This window comes from Leptolyngbya sp. UWPOB_LEPTO1 (assembly GCF_017302695.1).
Lineage (GTDB): Bacteria > Cyanobacteriota > Cyanobacteriia > Leptolyngbyales > Leptolyngbyaceae > Leptolyngbya > Leptolyngbya boryana.
In genome coordinates, this window is the sequence record NZ_JAFLCJ010000004.1 from 148,747 (window position 1) to 166,694 (window position 17,948).

Sequence of the window (17,948 nt, forward strand, 5' to 3'; positions counted from 1 at the left end):
TGAATGCAATGAACAAGTCTACTTTTTTTCTGGCTATAAATCTGTCGATTCCACTAGCAAGTCTGTTGATTTCAATAGCAGCTCCACTCCGCGCCCAAATCGAGCCACCCGAAGGTTCGCCTGCCCCTACTGCAACCACAAGCGGTGGAACTCGTCCAACCCAAACCTGCCTCAAATCCATCCCGAAAGTCTCTCAAAGGCTGATGGTCCTGAATCCTAGTAAAACAATCGGATTGACTCGTTCAGATCAGCCAACGCTTTTCGTTTATATTCCTCGCAACGAAGCGCACGCGCTTGAGTTTAGCCTCTTCGATGAAAAAAAGCGCGGACTTTATCAAACGACGCTCTCGATTCACAATCAATCCGGTTTAATTCGTGTAGCATTCCCGAGCGATGCGCCTAAGCTTGTTCAAGGAAAAAACTACTATTGGACAGTCGCGGTGATTTGTAATATCGACGATCGCACTGAAGATCAAATTATCGGGGGCTGGATTCAACATCGCAATCTGTCTGAGGATATTTCCCGGCTTCTGCCCATTGAGCGCATCGAACTGTATGCAAGAAAGGGCTTCTGGTACGACGCTTTCTCAGAATGGGCAATGCTCCACCAACAACAGCCTCATCATCCGATGGTGAAGCAGGCTTGGACGAATTTGATTGAAGCGATCGGCTTACCGACCTCGTTACTGCCTTAACCCTTCTTTCCCCGTTATCCTCTTCAGCATTTGGGCATGTTGAAGATCAACAGTTGCGGGAAAAGTTCATGCTGTCAAGAGTTTGGAGTGCATCACTGATTGGCATTGATGCAGTCAAGGTTGGAGTCGAAGTTGATGTAGCTGGAGGATTGCCTGCAATTGTAGTCGTCGGTCTTCCGGACGCGGCGGTGCAAGAATCAAAAGAACGCGTGAGAACCGCTCTCAAAAACGCCGGATTTACCTTCCCCATGCGTCGCATCGTCATCAACTTATCGCCCGCCGACCTCAGGAAAGAAGGTCCTAGTTTTGATCTTCCCATCAGCATTGGAATCTTAGCCGCGACTCAACAGATTAAGCTTGACTTGCTCGAAGATTCATTGTTCTTAGGGGAAGTTCTTTTAGATGGAAGTCTGAGACCCGTCGCAGGAGTTTTGGCGATCGCAGCTGCGGCTCAACAGCTTGGAATTAAGAACTTGATTATTCCGGCGGATAACGTTCGCGAAGCTGCGGTCGTTCAAAATTTGAATGTATATGGTTTCAAGCATCTCTCTGAAGTTGGCGCATTCCTCAATGATCCAAACGGCTATATTCCAGCTTGCATCGACGGCGAATTGGAACTGACGCAGGGGCAGATCTCGGCTCCAGATCTCGGCGATGTCAAAGGGCAAGCTCATGCTCGTCGTGCCTTAGAAATTGCTGCTGCGGGCGGACATAACTTAATTTTTGTCGGACCGCCTGGCAGTGGCAAAACCATGCTCGCTCGTAGACTTCCTGGAATTATGCCGCCTTTGCAATTTCAAGAAGCTTTAGAAGTTACACAAATTCACTCTGTTGCAGGCTTGCTGAAAGATAAAGGAGCCTTAATCGGAGTTCGACCGTTTCGGAGTCCGCATCATTCAGCTTCAGGGACAGCTTTAGTCGGTGGGGGGAGCTTTCCTCGTCCGGGCGAAATTTCATTAGCTCATAGAGGCATTCTCTTCTTGGACGAATTGACAGAATTTCGACGAGACGTTTTAGAGTTTCTACGACAGCCACTTGAAGATGGCAATGTCACGATTTCTCGGACTCGTCAATCTGTGTCATTTCCGGCTCAGTTTACATTAGTTGCGAGCACGAATCCTTGTCCTTGTGGATTTTATGCAGATACGGTGCAAGCTTGTACTTGTTCGCCCAGAGCGAGAGAGCAATATTGGGCAAGGTTATCCGGCCCATTGATGGACAGAATTGATTTACAAGTCGGGGTCAATCGTCTCAAGCCAGAAGAAATTACTCAACAACCGACTGGAGAAGATTCCGCAACGGTTCGCGCTAGAGTTCAGCACGCTCGCGATCGCGCTTCTGTTCGTTTCAAAGGCACTTCTCTACGCTGCAATGCTGAAATGCAAAGCGCGCATCTTCGTCAGTGGTGCAGTTTAGATGAGACAACGCGATCGCTGCTTGAAAATGCAATTCGACGCTTAGGCTTATCGGTTCGCGCCAGCGATCGCATTCTCAAAGTGGCAAGAACGATCGCAGATTTAGCAGGCGATGAGCAGCTACAAACCCAGCATGTTGCAGAAGCGATACAATATCGAACCATCGATCGAATGCAATAACCTGCAAACCTGCAAATCTCTGATTATTCTGATTATGATGAGAACACTCAACGTGATGCGCAACTCCAAGTTCGAGGGGTGAAAACCTACGCTTGGCACAGAAAAGTTGTCTATCACCTAGCTCATCCGTTTCCGAGAGTTGCAATGCAGACCTATTACAATCCTGAACACTTACCAAATTTTGGCAAAATTGGCGAAGGCAATCCAGAACTCGCAGAAAAGTTTTTTGCCTACTACAATTCAGTTTTTGAAGAAGGTGCATTGTCGAAGCGGGAAAAAGCGTTAATCGCGATCGCAGTCGCTCACACGGTGCAATGTCCCTACTGCATCGATGCCTACACCAAAGAATGTTTACAGCAAGGTGCAGACCTAGAACAAATGACAGAAGCAGTTCATGTTGCGACTGCAATTCGAGGTGGAGCTTCATTAATCCACGGTTTGCAAATGTTGGATCAAGTGAACAAACTCGCAATGTAAGTCGGGAGGTGAAATGAATTGGAAGATCGTCGCTCTCGTTTGCGTCTCGCCCTGAACTAGAAGTTTGGGCTAACCGTGCGAAGTGGGTTGAAACCCACTGAAGAAGCCGTTTTCATTGGCTGTTAGTCCCAGAGCGGACTTCGCACCGTTAGCCCCGAATTCATTCCGGGGCGGGTGAGCAACGAAGCGAAAGAATGTGCCGAACTAATGTTGAATTACGCCCATCTACTTGAGTTATGTCTTCGTTACTGAACCGTCAATCGCCGCTTACCTCCACCAAGTATCAGCAAACGCTTTTAAACAGCCTGCCTCTGAACAATGCAAACTTTGCAGAACGATTAGGAGCATCGCTCCACCCAAGCGAGCTAGAAATCTTTCAAATCAATGTTGGCAAGCTCTGTAATATGACTTGTCGCCATTGCCATGTCGATGCCAGTCCCGATCGCAAAGAGATCATGACTCGCGAAACTATCGATCTTTGCTTACAGGCGTTAGATCAAACCTCTGCTCACACTGTTGATCTCACAGGTGGCGCACCTGAACTGAATCCAAACTTTCGCTATCTCGTTGATCAATGTGTCGCCCGTGGAAAACATGTGATCGATCGCTGTAATCTCACTGTTCTCCTGCTCCCAACGCTGCAAAACTTACCCAAATGGTTCGCAGAACGAGGAGTCGAAATCGTCTGTTCTCTGCCGCACTATCGGCAACGCAATACCGATGCACAACGCGGTGATGGCACATTTGAAAAATCGATCGAGGCACTGAAACGATTAAATGCAGTCGGATATGGAACAGGTGATCCAAATCGCCAACTGACTTTAATGAGCAATCCGGTTGGAGCTTTTCTTGCGAGTGGACAAACAAAACTGGAACAAGAATGGAAAGCTGGATTGAAGAAATATCAGGGTGTCAGCTTCGATCGCTTAATTACACTCAACAACATGCCAATTTCTCGATTTCTGGAATGGTTAGAATCGTCTGGCAATCTGCAAGGCTACATGGAGCTATTGGTCAATTCATTTAATCCAGCGACCGTCAATGGATTAATGTGTCGCAACACGCTCTCAATCTCTTGGGATGGGTATCTCTATGATTGTGATTTTAATCAAATGCTCGATCTCAAATGCGAAACCAATCATATTCGATCGTTTGAATTAGCAAACTTAACAAACCGAACTGTCATCACAGGTCGGCACTGTTTCGGTTGCACCGCCGGATCTGGGAGTTCTTGCGGGGGTGCATTAATTTAGTCCGTCTGTATAGTTCAAGCAGAATTTACGAAAAGTTCTCTGTAAATTCACCTAAATTGCTTGGAAAATTGAGAGAATTAAGTCAACCCTCCAATAGAGTCAGCACCGTATCGTTGACCGATCGCCTCAGCATTTAAGACTTAATTCTTTGACAATCCAGCAATATGGACAGTAATCTACCCACCGTTTCGATCGGGCTGCCTGTTTTTAATGGTGAAGACTATTTAGAAGCAGCTTTAGAGTCTCTCTTAGCACAAACTTATACTAATTTTGAGATCGTTCTCTGCGATAACGCTTCGAGCGATCGCACCGCAGAAATTTGCCAAACTTACGTGGCAAAAGATGCTCGAATTCGCTACTACCGTAACGATCACAACATTGGAGCCGCAGAAAACTTCGATCGCGTCTTTCAACTCTCTCGCGGCAAATACTTCAAATGGGCAGCACATGATGACCTCTGTAAACCCACCTTTTTAGAACGCTGCATCGAAGTTCTAGACCGTGACCTCTCAGTCGTTCTCTGCACTTCTGAAGCAGGACGCATCGATTGGGCAGGCAACGAGCAACCTCCGAAAGCGGATAGTCCTCGCCCGATCGATGCATGGGAAGTGGCTGAACGGTTTGAGGCGATCGTATTAAAAACGTTCTGGTCTTATGAAATCTTTGGTCTGATCCGTTCGAGCGCGCTGAAAAAACTGAATTTACGGCGCAGTAATTATGGCAGCGATCGCGTCATCTTGGCAGAACTGAGCCTACAAGGTCGGCTCGTTCACGTTCCCGAAATGCTGTTCTTTCGGCGGTTTCATCTCAAGCAATCGACGTGTATGCAATCAGCAAAAGAGCGGCAACAATGGCACAGCGGCAATCGGAAACGTTCGATCTGGGAACGTGGTTCAGTCGGATTTATGCAAGCGGTTTTTCAGGCAGACCTGACTCCAGCAGAACGAGTTCAATGCATGGGAGTTGTCCTACGCTATTTAACCAAAGCAGGCAACTGGCGTTACTTCTTGCCCAAACACTTCCGGCAAACCAAAAAGCCAACGCTGACACAGATGCCTGCTCAATCCATCGCTTCTAAAGGTTAGCCGCCTAGCAAATACTGCAATTGCACCTGCGCCGTATTGTTTGTGCCTGCGACAAAAACAGCAACTTCACTAAACTTCGGCGCACCTGTGCGAATCGTTGGATTGCGTGAGAAGCCAAATCCTTCTTTGGGAATGCCGAGAAAATTGCGATCGAGCTTTCCGTTACTATTGCGATCGTGAAACACTGCGACCCCATAATTTCCTAACGGCAAATTCTGGAAGGTCACAGCAGTCTGTCCTTTTCCAACCCCAACACATTGCGCTCGCACAGCTCGATCTCCTCGATCCGGAAATCCCTGACTATTGGCAAATAGGCTGACACAGACTCTACCCTGCTGATTTTGCACGCCACCCACGACGACCGTGAAGTTACTGGTTGGATTGGCTTGAGCGACCGTTGCGATCATCGCACTTGATCCGAGAGCCAGTAGCGCTAACTGAGAGACATTCCATTGCACAAGCTTTTCTCCTCACTTTACCTTTTGTAACAAGTTGCCAGCTTATTTTTACACTAACGATCAAATCTGAAAAGAGATAGAGATTCATCTGTGCCAAACCGCATACTCTTGGGGCAAATGTAAAAATACTCGGTGAATTTGTAGACAAGAGGCGATTTTACGAAAAGCTAAGGATGAACTCCTTAATAGCTGCTCTATTCCGTGAATTATCCTCGTCTCGTTGAACCTGATTTAAACCCGACCGATTGGCATGGCATCCTGCAATTGGGATTTGAATATCGCCAGGGGAAAACTCAACTGATTCGGAACCAGGGGCAAGCTCCCCTAAAAGTGCAGCGCCCTTTTTATCCAGAAGGCGACGAGGTTTGTCATAGCGTGATTATGCACACAGCAGGCGGCATCGTCGGGGGAGATCGTTTAACCTTTGACTTCCACCTTGCATCAGGTAGTCAAGCACTGATCACAACTCCGGCAGCCAGTAAGATTTACCGCACCAATGGGCGCGAGGCTCATCAGGTCATTCGGGTGGATGTTGCCGAAGGGGCTTGCTTAGAATGGTTGCCGCTTGACTCGATCGTGTTTAACCAAGCGCTCTATCGGCAAACAATGCAGATTCATTTAGCTCCGGGAGCAAACTGGCTCGGATGGGAGATTACCCGATTTGGGCGCAGTGCTCGGGGTGAGAAATTTGTTGAAGGCAATTGGCGATCGCGAACTGAAGTTTGGCAAGCGGGCAAGCCGATTTGGATCGATCGTCAATGGATGCCTGGCAGCGAAGAAAATTTTGCGAGTCCGCATGGCTTAGCGGGTTGTCCTGTGGTGGGAAGTTTTGCTTGGGTCGGGCAAGTGGTCACACCAGAATTAGTCGAGAAAGCGAGAGAACTCTGGGCGGGATCATCCGGTGAGATCGGGGTGACGCGATTATCGATCGGACTACTGTGCCGATATCGAGGACATTCCAGCAGCGAAGCCCGCCGATGGTTTCTGGCGGTTTGGCAGTTGATTCGGGTGTCTTATTTTCAGCGTCCAGCCTGTATTCCCAGAGTTTGGCAGATGGAAATGCGTTGAACTTCCTTTAGACAAGATTACAGAATTTGGTCAAAGCAATTCGATTGATAAACTGTCTTTGTTTGGCTTAATTGACAGAAAGAAACGATGCAACTCACACCGCAAGAAAAAGATAAGCTTTTGATTTTCACGGCTGCTTTGGTTGCCGAGCGTCGTAAGGCGAGAGGCTTGAAATTGAACTATCCTGAAGCAGTGGCGTTGATTTCTGCGGCAATTTTGGAAGGCGCAAGAGATGGACAAACGGTTGCCGAATTGATGAACTATGGCACAACGCTTCTCACCCAAGATGAGGTGATGGAAGGTGTGGCAGAGATGATTCATGAAGTGCAAGTCGAAGCAACTTTTCCAGATGGTACAAAATTAGTTACAGTTCATCATCCGATTCGATAGGAGCAAGCGATGATTCCCGGTGAAATGTTGATTGAAGAAGGCGAGATCGAACTGAATGCAGGACGCGAAACGGTCACAATACAGGTTGCAAATCAAGGTGATCGACCGATTCAAGTTGGCTCTCATTTTCACTTTTTTGAAGTGAATGCAGCTTTGGAATTTGATCGCGATCGCGCCCGTGGAATGCGGTTAGATATTCCGGCAGGGACAGCCGTACGATTTGAACCGGGAGACGATCGCGAAGTGACACTCGTGCCTTTAGTTGGCTCCCGTCAGGTGTATGGATTCAATGCCAAAATCGAAGGGGCATTGGATGAGAAAGCGAAAAAAGGTAAAAAGAAAGCTAAATAATCGAGGACGTTTGAGAAGCCATCGATTATGGTGGGCATGACCTTTGATCAGGAGCGTTATGCATTTCAAAGAATTACGCCGTTTAAACTTAAATTACTTAAATACCTTAAAGTCGGTTGTGAATGTGTTGCGCGATCCAACACAGACAGACTCGATTTATGACATTGAGGATTCGCTCTTGCGATCGCATCCTCAAACGATGGCAGCCTCTTTAAATTACATGCTGAATCGCCCTGAAATTGCAGCTTTTGCTAAAGAGCGTTACTCGCCGTCTGAGCCAGAGTTAGTCAAGCTGATGACGTATCCGCCAAACTCTTTAGGCTATGCGTTTGCACAGTACATTTCATCCTCGGGATTTGATCCAGGGTTCTACCGCAAAATGGACGTTGTGGATGATGCGTCTTGCTTATTGTTTCGACTGCGGCAGACCCATGACATCTGGCATGTGGTGACCGGGATGAGTGTGGATGTAGCTGGCGAAATTGGGTTAAAAGCGTTTGAATTGGCACAAACTCGTCGTCCACTCGCTGGAATTTTAATCGCGGCAGCTTTTGTGAGTACATTGCTCAATCAACCAGAACAGTTGGATCGATTGCTCGATCGAGTCGCATCAGGCTATCGCATGGGTGCAAAGGCGAAACCACTATTGGCACAGAAATGGGAAGATCATTGGGAGAAACCTGTTGCAGAATGGCGAGCCGAGTTAGGGATTGAGCCGATGCCCGTTTATGTGCCTTGATTGATTCGTCGATCGAGCATGTAACATCACTGTAGTAATCCTGATTGAGTTGTAAATGCTAAAAAAAGAGTAGGGAGTAGAGAGCTAGTAAGTTCCCCCACTCCCCACTCCTCAACTAATTTAGGACGGCTATATGAGTTTTTATGAACAACGAATTCTGCCTTATCTCATCGATTTATCTTGCTCTGCATCTGCGATAGAAAAGCATCGCCGAGCAATTTTGGCAGGTGTGACAGGAGACATCTTAGAAATTGGATTTGGAACGGGTTTGAACTTGCCTCACTATCCCGAGAGTGTTCGTAAAATCGTAACAGTTGACTCAAATGCTGGCGTGCATACGATCGCTCAAAAACGGATTGCAGCTTCTCCCATTACCGTAGAACACCATATTCTCAGTGGTGAAAACTTGCCAATGGCGGATTGTTCTTTTGATAGTGTCGTGAGTACTTTTACGCTCTGTAGCATTCCTGATGTAGCTCAAGCGCTTGCAGAGATATATCGAGTCCTGAAGCCAGGAGGAAAATTCTTTTTTGTTGAACATGGCTTGAGTTGTGAACCGAATGTGCAAGTTTGGCAAAATCGACTCACACCGATTCAGAAGAAAATTGCAGGAGGATGTCACTTCAATCGGAATATTCGAGAGTTAATTGAACATCAGTTTGAGCAGGTTAGAGTACAAGAATTGTATTTAGAAAATGCCCCGAAAGTTGCCGCATATTTGTACAAGGGCACTGCAACCAAGGTCAATTAGTTCAATCACAATTCAAGAAGTTATAGCATTCTCAATCAATTAGCTCCCCACTCCCCACTCTTCAACCAAGTTCGCGATGGCTCTCTTGCTGCTGTGTTTTTTGTGTATTTACAGCTTATCGCCGGAGAGCTTTTCTACCCCCTCGAAAGCATCCTCTGACTCTACGATGCAGCCAGATCAAGTTTGATGCCAGCGAGTCAATCCGCCAGGTTGATCGATTATAGTAATTCCCATTGATTGCAATTCATCCCGAATACGATCGCTCTCTGCATACTGTCTAGCCTGACGCGCTTGTTGCCGCTGCTGAAGGCGTGCTTCAATCCAATCTGCATCAATCGCGAATTTAGCTGGAGATTGTTGAATTTCCAGACCTAATACTTGAGCCAGTTGAATTAAGGCTTGAGATCGCTGAACCAATTGAATGTCGGATAGTTTATGCGATTCACAGTAGTAACGCAAGTAGAACTCTCGCTTCAGTAACTTTGCCAACTCAAACAGCATCGCTAGGGCTGTTGCTGTGTTGAGATCATCGTCCAATGCTGTTTGAAATTGCTCTACTGATGCTGAATCAGGCTGACTGAGAATCTGAGGGGATAGATTAAGCAACTGAAGATCGAGAGATAATGCTTCTTTGAGTGTTTGCCAACCCTTCTCGGCAGCCTCGATCGCGTTTGGCGTAAAATCGAGCGGCTTACGATAATGCGCTTGTAGCACAAACAATCGAATCGCCATCGGATCAATTGGACGCGGATACTCCAACCATTTGCCGTCTAGTAAATCTCGAATCGTGGTGAAATTGCCAAGCGACTTCGACATTTTCTCGCCGTTTACTGTCACCATGCCGTTATGCAGCCAGTACCGAGCTAATGGCTGGTCAGTTAGAGCTTCCGATTGAGCAATTTCATTCTCGTGGTGCGGAAAAATTAAATCGCCACCACCACCATGAATATCGATCGTGCCTCCTAACCGCGCCCGAATCATCGCAGAGCATTCAATATGCCATCCAGGTCGTCCTTTTCCCCAAGGAGAATCCCAAGCAGATTCATCAGATTTTGCTGCTTTCCACAGAGCGAAGTCCGCCGGATAACGCTTTTTTCGCTCCGGATCGTTAGGGTCAACTCGTCTACTTGCGCCTGCTTGCATTTGGTTGAGCGATCGTCCAGACAGTTTGCCGTAGTCTGCAAACTGCCGCACGTCATAATAGACATCACCCTCGATCGCGTAAACATATCCTTTGGCTTCTAATGCTTGAATCAGTTGATGAATCTCTGGAATATGGTCGGTAACACGAGGATACTCATCTGCATCGAGAATGTTTAACGGTCGAATGTCTCGAAAATAGGCAGCAATATAGCGATCTGCTACGTCTTTCATTGCAAGCTTCTCCGCTTTCGCGCGGTTCAGAATCTTATCGTCGATATCCGTAAAGTTCTGAACATAGCGCACAGAATAGCCTCGCCACTGTAAATATCGCCGCACCACATCCCAGCCAATGTAAGAACGAGCATGACCTAAGTGGCAGTCATCGTATACCGTCACTCCGCAGCAGTACATTGTCACCTGATCCCGATTGAGTGGCGTGAAGGGTTCTTTGCGGCGCGTCAGGGTGTTGTAGAGGGTAAGACTCATGGCAGATAAAGTTCGATCGTGAACAGCAGCAACTTTCAGGTACACTTCATAATGATAATCGTTCTCATATTAACATGGACATTCATTCGATTCCCGCTCCACCCACACCTTGGGCACAAACTCTAATTGAGCCAACCCTTGATCCGAGTGTCTATATCCATCCATTAACAAACGTGATTGGAGACGTGAGAATTGGCACACAGGTTCATATCGCGCCTGGAGTCTCGATTCGGGCAGATGAAGGGATGCCGTTTTACATTGGCTCAAATGTGAATATTCAAGATGGCGCGGTGATTCACGGTTTGGAACAGGGGCGGATCACGGGAGAGGATGGTGAATCTTACTCAGTGTGGATTGGTGAGAATGCTTCGATTACTCACATGGCGTTGATTCATGGGCCTGCTTATGTGGGAAAAGATTGCTTTATTGGCTTCCGCTCTACAGTGTTTAATGCTCGTGTGGGCAATGGCTGCATTGTAATGTCTCATGCGCTGATCGAGAATGTTCAAATTCCAGCCGGGAGATACATTGCTTCTGGTTCTATCATCACGCATCAGCAACAAGCGGATCGCTTACCAACTGTTCAGGATACAGATTCAACATTTGCACGTCATGTGGTGAGTATCAATCAAAAGCTGCGTCAAGGTTATCTCTGTGCTGAAGATAATGCTTGCATTGCTGCAATTCAGAATGAAGTGGATGGACAGTCTGAACCAGAAAATGGTGCTCAAAAGCTACGATCGACAACTTTAAATTCTGCAACTTTGAATTCTGCAACATTGGCTTGGGTTCAAGATCAATTAGCTCAAGGATTAGAGATTGGAATTGAGCAGGCGGATAATAGACGCTTTCGAGCAAATTCCTGGTCAAATTGTGGTTTGATTAGGACTCGTCATGAAGGCGATGCGATCGCGACTTTAGAGCAGCTTCTCCATCAATATCCACGCCAGTATTTGCGCCTATTTAGCGTTGCCCCAAAGACTAGGCAGCGGGGTAAAAGTTTAGTGATTCAACAGCCTTAAACGCGAAGTCGAACAGGGTTAAAAAAGCAGCTTTTTACCCCTGTGTGACAGGCAACATTTCCCACTTGCTCAACTTGGAGCAGAAGAGCATCCGCATCACAATCGTAGTACAATGCTTTGACTTTCTGAATATGTCCTGAAGTTGCACCCTTATGCCACAGTTCAGCGCGAGAACGGCTCCAGTAGTGTGCTTCTCCTGTCTCTAGCGTTCGCTGGATCGATTCACGGCTCATCCACGCCATCATGAGTACAGAGCTATCTTGATAGTCTTGAGCAATGGCTGGAACTAACCCTGCTTCGTTAAATTTGAGGCGTTCTATCCACAGGTAATTTTGATCGATCGTTGTCATCGGGTGAGGCAATTATTCAGGGTTTGCGTCAGAAATAAAGCATCGAGTTTACGCCCGATTAGAACCATTTCATTTCTAGGCTTGCCATCCCAATCGCTGTCTTCAAGGTGAAATCGCTTTCCACTCAGTTGAAAAATATGACGGGCTGGACTCTCGGAAAACCAGAGAATGCCTTTGGCGCGAAATACATTTTCAGGAAGTTGATAGTCGAGAAATTCCTGGAACTTTTTGACTGAAAAGGGTCGATCGCTCTCGAAAGCAACCGCCGTGAATCCTTCAATCGATCGCAATTGCCTTGATTGTTCTAAACTCTCTGGAGCCGATTGGATTCCTTGATAAAAGCTGTTTTGGGATAGATTCACATCTAAAATGAGTGACAGCGGCAGATACCCTTGTTGAGTTCTTAGAACTCGCGCTTTCTCTTTGACATCTCGGATAAAGTCTTCTAGCTCGTTTGCTTGATCTTCTGAAACGAGATCCATTTTGTTGAGAATGATGATATCTCCATAACAGATTTGCTGTAGCGCGATTGCACTCTCATAGTGGTCAGGTGTAAAGGTTGCAGCATCAACCAGCGTTAAGATCGAATCGAGTCGGGTAAAATCGCGAAGTTCTGTGCTTAAAAAAGTTAGTGCGATCGGTAACGGATCAGCGAGTCCTGTAGTTTCGACAATGAGATAGTCAATGCGATCGCGTCGTTCTAAAATCGAGTAAACTGCATCTACTAAATTGCCATTCATCGTACAGCAGATACAGCCATTTGAAAGCTCGATCATATCTTCGTCGATCGAGATAAGTAGCTGACTATCAATATTGATACTGCCAAACTCATTGACTAAAACTGCAACTTTGACATCCTGATAGTTCTTCAGAATTTGATTGAGCAGTGTTGTCTTTCCGCTTCCTAAAAAACCTGTAATGATGGTTACAGGTAGGCGAGTTTCTGGAATGGACAATTCTTCTGGCATTACAGGCACACTCAAATGATTAGGAAAGAGCAATCCAATCGGCTTAAGGATATGGATTGCTCGACAAAGCATTTAGTTAAACTTTGGACTATGGCGGATCAAATCCATAAATTCCTGCCGCGTCTTCGCATCATCCGCAAACACACCTTTCATTGCGCTGGTAACCGTCCATGATCCAGGCTTTTGTACCCCTCTCATGACCATACACATGTGCGATGCTTCGACGACAACTGCAACGCCTTGTGGCTTGAGCAAGCCCTGAAGTGCATCTGCAATTTGGCTGGTTAATCGCTCTTGAACCTGTAAACGTCGAGCATACATTTCACAAATTCGAGCGATTTTTGACAGTCCGATCACTTTACCATTGGGAATGTACGCAACATGAGCGCGTCCCAGAATCGGTAAGATGTGATGTTCGCAAGAGCTAAACAGATCGATGTCACGAACTAACACCATCTCATTGGCATTCTCGTGAAAGACCGCACCATTGAGCAATTCATCTAGCGATTGATTGTAGCCTTGGGTCAAGAACTTCAAGGCTTTTACAACTCGTTTCGGCGTATCGCGTAAGCCTTCTCGATCAGGATCTTCTCCCAATCCCAGCAGCAAAGTCCTGACGGCTTGCATCATTTCAGCATCGGAAACAGGTGGCTTTGATTGAGTCTTAAGCGCAGCAAACGTTTCAGACGAATCGGGCAGGACAAGATCAGAGGAGGATTGTGGGTTCATGTTGCTATTTCTAGAAGGGTAGACAATCGGACATTACGCCAGTTCTGCACTGACGGTTTTCACCTCTAACATGGAGTGTGAAAGCTGAAATTACTGAGCAACTAGCTTAGAAGGAATCGGCTCTAAGCATTGATCAAGCTGTTGTCGCAGCTGCTCAGTGTCTAAATTTCGACCAATCAGCACAAGCTGATTCGAGGGAGATTTTTGCCATTCTTCGGTTTGAATGTCGTACCGTTTTCCACTCAACTGAAAGATATGTTTCAGATAGCTTTCTTTGAACCAGAGCAATCCTTTTGCACGGAAAATCTCGATCGGTAATTCATCCAGAAAGCTTTGAAATTTGTGAACCGAAAAAGGTCGATCGCTCTGGTAAGACATTGAAACAAAACCATCATTGGCTAAGTGATTGGAATGGTGGTGATGGTGGTCATGATCGTGGTGGTGATGTTCGTGATGTTCGTGATGTTCGTGATGTTCGTCCTCATAGGCTTCGGGTTGGAAGTAGCCGACATCCAAAATTAGAGGTAGTGGAACCTCGCCATACTGAGTCTGTAGAACTCTTGCACCTGTTTTAGTACTACGAATCCAATGATCGAGTTCAGCAACTTTCTCTTGTCCTGCCAAATCTGTTTTGTTGAGCAGAATGATATCGCCATATGTAATCTGGCTGATTGCAGCTTGACTCTCAAAATGCTCCGGTGTGAATGTCTCTGCATCAACAACCGTCAAAATTGAATCGAGATGCGTTAAGTCTCTGAGTTCAGAGCTAACAAAGGTAAGCACGATCGGTAACGGATCAGCTACCCCTGTCGTCTCAATCACCATGTAATCAATTCGATCTTCTCGCTCCAAGATCCGATAGACCGCATTGATCAAGTCATCATTGATTGTGCAGCAGATACAGCCGTTGCTCAGTTCCATCATGTCTTCATCTAGCGAAACGAGAAGCTGCGAGTCAATGTTGATGTCTCCAAATTCATTGACTAGCACTGCAACTTTGAGATCATCACGATTTTTCAGGATTTGATTCAGCAGGGTTGTTTTGCCACTGCCTAAGAATCCGGTGATGATTGTAACGGGCATCCCCCGCTTCGGGATCTCGAGGTGGGATTGAGTTGCTGCGTTCATAGTATGAGGAGGTTTTGAGAACGGTTATCATTCTACATTAATTTGAGAGAAATCTACGTCACAGGTGGAATTCTTGCTAAGATGCCTCTTTTCAGAAGGTCTGGACGATCGCTTCTCGGTACAATGCCGTCAGCACTGCGGAAATACTGCTGGCAAAGTTCTCGAATGGCAGGAGCACTTTCAAACGGTGATAAGTCTCCAAACATCAACGTCGTTTTACCTGGAGCCGAAAGCACAACGACACAAGGACGATTACAGGCGCTCAAACATTCCACTTCTCGAATTACAAAGGGTGCATTCATCTCCCAAGTTTTAGATTGCTGCTTGAGGTGTTCTAGCAGATGGAATCCACCACGATGTTTGAGATGTTCTCGCTGGTGCTTGGAAACAGAACACGATCGACAAATAAACAGGACATGATCCGTCATCTAAAGCCTCGTGAAATACAAAACAGTTCGATAGTTTCAGGGATTGAACGAAGAAAGGTTGTCATTGCCTGATGCCTTTTGATGCAATGGTTACAGAGTTGCGTGATTGAAGACGGCTTGCTGGAGTCGATCGCAGAGTGCCGAGAGCGTCAAGGCTCCTAATTCTCCTTTGTGTCGAGTCCGAATGCTCAGGGTTTGAGACTCAACTTCTTTTTTGCCAACAACCGCGACAACTGGAATTTTTTCAAGTTCAGCCGTGCGAATTTGCTTACCTAATCGTTCGTTGGTGCGATCGACTTCAGCACGGAATCCAGCCTGCTTAAGTTGCAGCGCGATCGCTTCGGCATAGTCCCGTTGGTCTTGACTGATTGGAAGTAATCGAACTTGAATCGGTGCAAGCCACAGCGGAAAGTCTCCCGCATAGTTCTCAATGAGAATGCCAAAGAAGCGCTCTAACGATCCGAAGATTGCTCGGTGAATCATGATCGGACGCTGGCGAGTCCCATCTGCCGCCACATATTCCATCTCAAACCGTTCTGGTAAATTGAAATCAACTTGAATCGTGGAACATTGCCAACGACGTGCGATCGCATCTTCAATTTTCAAATCGATTTTAGGTCCGTAGAATGCGCCGCCGCCTTCATCGATAACATAGTTCCAACCTTTTCTATCTAAGGCTTGTTGGAGCGCGATCGTGGCTTTCTCCCAAATCTGATCACTCCCAACCGATTGAGGTGGACGAGTGGAAAGATTGACCTCATAGTTCGAGAAACCAAAGTCTGACAAAATCTGCTCTGTGAGATTGAGAACGCCGAGAATTTCATCTTCAATCTGTTCCGGCAGACAAAAGATATGCGCATCATCTTGAGTAAAGCCGCGTACTCGCATCAAACCATGTAACGCCCCTGAACGCTCATATCGATACACAGTTCCAAGCTCTGCCCATCGGATCGGGAACTCTCGGTAGGAATGGAGTTCATGCTTGTAGGTCAACACATGAAACGGGCAGTTCATGGGCTTAATTTGATACTGCTGTTCTTCGATGTCCATCTGATCAAACATACTGTCACGATAGAAATCGAAATGACCCGATGTTTTCCAGAGGTCTAGGTTCGCAATGTGCGGAGTGTAGAGCAATTCATAGCCTGCATCAATGTGCGACTGTCTCCAGTAATCTTCAATGATTCGACGCATTCTTGCGCCGCGTGGATGCCAGAAGACTAATCCACCGCCTGCATCTTCCTCCAAACTAAACAGCTTCAAGTCTTGTCCGAGCTTACGATGGTCGCGACGTTTCGCTTCTTCTCGTTGCTGTAAGTAGGCTTGTAGCTGTTCTGGAGTTTCCCAGGCTGTGCCATAAATGCGTTGGAGTTGTGCTTTGGTTTCATCCCCGCGCCAGTACGCGCCCGCAATGCTTTCTAACGAGATCGCATCGGGATGAATTTCACCTGTAAAGTCTAAATGCGGTCCTGCACAGAGATCCCACCAATATTCATCAGGCGGCAGTGCGATCGCATCAATCAGCGAAGGTTCGATCTGAGTTGCACGTCCACTATCAGGGTTACCAATAAAGTAGCGAGTAATCGGTTCTCCAGCAGGAATACGATCGAGGATTTCCAACTTATACGGCTCATTCAACTGCTCAATCTCGGCTCGAATCGAGTCATACCCCACCACCTCTCGAATGATGGGAAGATTGGCTCGAATGATTCGCCGCATTTCTGCTTCAATCTGCACCAAATCTTCTGAAGTAAAGGAAATGGCTCGATCAAAGTCGTAATAGAATCCGGTGTCTGTCCAAGGTCCAATCGTCGCTTTCGCCTCAGGAAACAGCGTTTGAACTGCCATTGCCAAAATGTGAGCACAAGTATGGCGAATTTTCAGCAATTGTTGCGGATCGCTCTGCTGCCAGGTATTACCGGAGAAGGAGCGAGAAAGTTGGCTGACCATAGAAGCAAAATAATGATAATCATTCTCATTTTAGCGTAAACTGAGAAATCGGATCAGACATGCAGCAAAGTCATTCATTCTGGGTCTACAGTCTTTAGGAGAAAGCTAATGTGATCGCGCAAATCTTCGACCAGTCGTCATATTGCACTACCTTTTGATCTGAAATCCTTTTCCTGAATCATACCGAACGGTGCAAAACTTGAGTGCGTTGGTATTCGGATTGTAGATCGTGTAAATCGCCTGTCCCGCAGTTCGCCCAACGTTTCCAACTCCAATAATTTTACGCGGATGAAGGCTCGTTGGCTCTGGTTCTGATCGTCGATCGAGCGTTGTCACTGAAGTCAGCACTCCTCCAGATTCGATCTCGTATTCAAAAGCCAGTCCAGAGCGACCGCAGAAGAGATAGTTTGCATCCATTCGCATGGCGCGATCGAGCATTTGAATCGGATCAGTCTCAGGGGTTAGCTCATCGCTGACGCTGACTGTACTGCCATGAATCAGTAAGCAATCTAGCTCAAAGATGCCAAATTCTAGTGATTGTACCCACCGTACTAAATTACGAGGCACAGAATCCCAGAGTTTCTTAGTCATCTGAATGCCATATCGCCCAATTAGCTCGGTTGGTTCTCCCACACGCCCTAAACCATGCAAAACGAGTAATTGTTCTTCCCACCAACCCTGACAGACTTGTGGGACAAGTTCACCTCGACGTGGAGAAGTCAATCGATTAATCAATTTCTCATTATCGGCTCTGGGACTAATCACATCGCCCAACACAAACAAAGCATCAACCCTTTGCCGCTGAATATCTTTTAGAACTGCTTCGTAGGCGGCAAGATTACCTTCAATACCGCTCAAAATTGCCCAAGATGACATCATTTA

20 protein-coding genes are annotated in these 17,948 nt (G+C 46.6%); 11 read left to right on the plus strand and 9 right to left on the minus strand.

Annotation, left to right across the window (positions count from 1 at the left end; genetic code table 11):
* The first annotated feature begins 8 nt into the window (after window positions 1-8).
* From J0L70_RS08185 to J0L70_RS08205, 5 genes are all read left to right on the plus strand, one after another.
* The gene (locus J0L70_RS08185) at window positions 9-695 is read left to right on the plus strand and encodes a DUF928 domain-containing protein (RefSeq protein ID WP_287453999.1); all 687 of its coding nucleotides are present in this window, start codon (window positions 9-11) and stop codon (window positions 693-695) included.
* A 68-nt stretch (window positions 696-763) separates the two neighbouring features.
* A complete protein-coding gene (locus J0L70_RS08190; protein WP_287454001.1) occupies window positions 764-2,290 on the plus strand; it encodes a YifB family Mg chelatase-like AAA ATPase in 1,527 nt (508 codons plus the stop codon).
* A 144-nt stretch (window positions 2,291-2,434) separates the two neighbouring features.
* Complete coding sequence (locus J0L70_RS08195) at window positions 2,435-2,767, plus strand: arsenosugar biosynthesis-associated peroxidase-like protein (RefSeq protein ID WP_026148850.1); 333 nt, start codon at window positions 2,435-2,437, stop codon at window positions 2,765-2,767.
* Between the two features lie 236 nt (window positions 2,768-3,003).
* Window positions 3,004-4,020, plus strand: coding sequence for an arsenosugar biosynthesis radical SAM (seleno)protein ArsS (arsS, locus tag J0L70_RS08200; protein WP_287454002.1), 1,017 nt, complete (start codon window positions 3,004-3,006; stop codon window positions 4,018-4,020).
* Between the two features lie 164 nt (window positions 4,021-4,184).
* Window positions 4,185-5,105 carry a glycosyltransferase family 2 protein gene (locus J0L70_RS08205; protein ID WP_287454004.1) on the plus strand — a complete coding sequence of 307 codons (921 nt, stop codon included), beginning with the start codon at window positions 4,185-4,187 and terminating at the stop codon, window positions 5,103-5,105.
* On the opposite strand, the gene J0L70_RS08210 is transcribed toward J0L70_RS08205, so the two are convergent.
* Window positions 5,102-5,563 (minus strand): DUF2141 domain-containing protein, encoded by a 462-nt coding sequence (locus J0L70_RS08210; protein ID WP_017289902.1) that lies wholly within the window; start codon window positions 5,561-5,563, stop codon window positions 5,102-5,104. The genes J0L70_RS08205 and J0L70_RS08210 overlap by 4 nt on opposite strands.
* A gap of 201 nt (window positions 5,564-5,764) precedes the next feature.
* On the opposite strand from J0L70_RS08210, the gene J0L70_RS08215 reads away from it, so the two are divergent.
* From J0L70_RS08215 to J0L70_RS08235, 5 genes are all read left to right on the plus strand, one after another.
* Window positions 5,765-6,631 (plus strand): urease accessory protein UreD, encoded by an 867-nt coding sequence (locus J0L70_RS08215; RefSeq protein ID WP_287454006.1) that lies wholly within the window; start codon window positions 5,765-5,767, stop codon window positions 6,629-6,631.
* Between the two features lie 87 nt (window positions 6,632-6,718).
* The gene (gene ureA / locus J0L70_RS08220; RefSeq protein ID WP_017289904.1) at window positions 6,719-7,021 is read left to right on the plus strand and encodes an urease subunit gamma; all 303 of its coding nucleotides are present in this window, start codon (window positions 6,719-6,721) and stop codon (window positions 7,019-7,021) included.
* 9 nt (window positions 7,022-7,030) lie between these two features.
* Window positions 7,031-7,372, plus strand: coding sequence for an urease subunit beta (locus J0L70_RS08225; protein ID WP_017289905.1), 342 nt, complete (start codon window positions 7,031-7,033; stop codon window positions 7,370-7,372).
* Window positions 7,373-7,430: 58 nt separating this feature from the next.
* Window positions 7,431-8,111, plus strand: a complete 681-nt coding sequence (locus J0L70_RS08230; protein WP_190648650.1) for a Coq4 family protein — start codon at window positions 7,431-7,433, stop codon at window positions 8,109-8,111.
* Between the two features lie 133 nt (window positions 8,112-8,244).
* Window positions 8,245-8,862 (plus strand): class I SAM-dependent methyltransferase, encoded by a 618-nt coding sequence (locus tag J0L70_RS08235; protein WP_287454010.1) that lies wholly within the window; start codon window positions 8,245-8,247, stop codon window positions 8,860-8,862.
* A 177-nt stretch (window positions 8,863-9,039) separates the two neighbouring features.
* On the opposite strand, the gene cysS is transcribed toward J0L70_RS08235, so the two are convergent.
* Complete coding sequence (gene cysS / locus J0L70_RS08240; RefSeq protein WP_026148851.1) at window positions 9,040-10,491, minus strand: cysteine--tRNA ligase; 1,452 nt, start codon at window positions 10,489-10,491, stop codon at window positions 9,040-9,042.
* Window positions 10,492-10,565: 74 nt separating this feature from the next.
* Between cysS and J0L70_RS08245 the strand changes: the two genes are divergently transcribed.
* Entirely contained in the window at window positions 10,566-11,513 is a 948-nt protein-coding gene (locus tag J0L70_RS08245; RefSeq protein WP_017289909.1) for a RuBisCO small subunit-like domain-containing protein, read from the plus strand.
* On the opposite strand, the gene hisI is transcribed toward J0L70_RS08245, so the two are convergent.
* The 7 genes from hisI to J0L70_RS08280 form a co-directional block, all read right to left on the minus strand.
* Complete coding sequence (gene hisI, locus J0L70_RS08250; RefSeq protein ID WP_017289910.1) at window positions 11,510-11,863, minus strand: phosphoribosyl-AMP cyclohydrolase; 354 nt, start codon at window positions 11,861-11,863, stop codon at window positions 11,510-11,512. The genes J0L70_RS08245 and hisI overlap by 4 nt on opposite strands.
* A complete protein-coding gene (locus J0L70_RS08255) occupies window positions 11,860-12,831 on the minus strand; it encodes a CobW family GTP-binding protein (RefSeq protein WP_287454013.1) in 972 nt (323 codons plus the stop codon). The genes hisI and J0L70_RS08255 overlap by 4 nt, the downstream gene beginning before the upstream one ends.
* A gap of 72 nt (window positions 12,832-12,903) precedes the next feature.
* A complete protein-coding gene (folE, locus tag J0L70_RS08260) occupies window positions 12,904-13,560 on the minus strand; it encodes a GTP cyclohydrolase I FolE (RefSeq protein ID WP_017289912.1) in 657 nt (218 codons plus the stop codon).
* A 90-nt stretch (window positions 13,561-13,650) separates the two neighbouring features.
* Complete coding sequence (locus tag J0L70_RS08265) at window positions 13,651-14,688, minus strand: CobW family GTP-binding protein (RefSeq protein ID WP_287454017.1); 1,038 nt, start codon at window positions 14,686-14,688, stop codon at window positions 13,651-13,653.
* A gap of 53 nt (window positions 14,689-14,741) precedes the next feature.
* Window positions 14,742-15,116 carry a DUF1636 family protein gene (locus J0L70_RS08270; RefSeq protein WP_287454019.1) on the minus strand — a complete coding sequence of 125 codons (375 nt, stop codon included), beginning with the start codon at window positions 15,114-15,116 and terminating at the stop codon, window positions 14,742-14,744.
* Window positions 15,117-15,206: 90 nt separating this feature from the next.
* Window positions 15,207-17,066, minus strand: a complete 1,860-nt coding sequence (gene thrS / locus J0L70_RS08275; protein WP_287454021.1) for a threonine--tRNA ligase — start codon at window positions 17,064-17,066, stop codon at window positions 15,207-15,209.
* A gap of 147 nt (window positions 17,067-17,213) precedes the next feature.
* Window positions 17,214-17,945 carry a metallophosphoesterase family protein gene (locus J0L70_RS08280; protein ID WP_242044555.1) on the minus strand — a complete coding sequence of 244 codons (732 nt, stop codon included), beginning with the start codon at window positions 17,943-17,945 and terminating at the stop codon, window positions 17,214-17,216.
* Between the last annotated feature and the right edge of the window lie 3 nt (window positions 17,946-17,948).

Coding starts and splice junctions, on each gene's coding strand:
- J0L70_RS08185 (WP_287453999.1), top strand. CDS start 9: ATGAACAAGTCTACTTTTTTTCTGGCTATAAATCTGTCGATTCCACTA.
- J0L70_RS08190 (WP_287454001.1), top strand. CDS start 764: ATGCTGTCAAGAGTTTGGAGTGCATCACTGATTGGCATTGATGCAGTC.
- J0L70_RS08195 (WP_026148850.1), top strand. CDS start 2,435: ATGCAGACCTATTACAATCCTGAACACTTACCAAATTTTGGCAAAATT.
- arsS (WP_287454002.1), top strand. CDS start 3,004: ATGTCTTCGTTACTGAACCGTCAATCGCCGCTTACCTCCACCAAGTAT.
- J0L70_RS08205 (WP_287454004.1), top strand. CDS start 4,185: ATGGACAGTAATCTACCCACCGTTTCGATCGGGCTGCCTGTTTTTAAT.
- ureA (WP_017289904.1), top strand. CDS start 6,719: ATGCAACTCACACCGCAAGAAAAAGATAAGCTTTTGATTTTCACGGCT.
- J0L70_RS08225 (WP_017289905.1), top strand. CDS start 7,031: ATGATTCCCGGTGAAATGTTGATTGAAGAAGGCGAGATCGAACTGAAT.
- J0L70_RS08230 (WP_190648650.1), top strand. CDS start 7,431: ATGCATTTCAAAGAATTACGCCGTTTAAACTTAAATTACTTAAATACC.
- J0L70_RS08235 (WP_287454010.1), top strand. CDS start 8,245: ATGAGTTTTTATGAACAACGAATTCTGCCTTATCTCATCGATTTATCT.
- cysS (WP_026148851.1), bottom strand. CDS start 10,491: ATGAGTCTTACCCTCTACAACACCCTGACGCGCCGCAAAGAACCCTTC.
- J0L70_RS08245 (WP_017289909.1), top strand. CDS start 10,566: ATGGACATTCATTCGATTCCCGCTCCACCCACACCTTGGGCACAAACT.
- hisI (WP_017289910.1), bottom strand. CDS start 11,863: ATGACAACGATCGATCAAAATTACCTGTGGATAGAACGCCTCAAATTT.
- J0L70_RS08255 (WP_287454013.1), bottom strand. CDS start 12,831: ATGCCAGAAGAATTGTCCATTCCAGAAACTCGCCTACCTGTAACCATC.
- folE (WP_017289912.1), bottom strand. CDS start 13,560: ATGAACCCACAATCCTCCTCTGATCTTGTCCTGCCCGATTCGTCTGAA.
- J0L70_RS08265 (WP_287454017.1), bottom strand. CDS start 14,688: ATGAACGCAGCAACTCAATCCCACCTCGAGATCCCGAAGCGGGGGATG.
- J0L70_RS08270 (WP_287454019.1), bottom strand. CDS start 15,116: ATGACGGATCATGTCCTGTTTATTTGTCGATCGTGTTCTGTTTCCAAG.
- thrS (WP_287454021.1), bottom strand. CDS start 17,066: ATGGTCAGCCAACTTTCTCGCTCCTTCTCCGGTAATACCTGGCAGCAG.
- J0L70_RS08280 (WP_242044555.1), bottom strand. CDS start 17,945: ATGATGTCATCTTGGGCAATTTTGAGCGGTATTGAAGGTAATCTTGCC.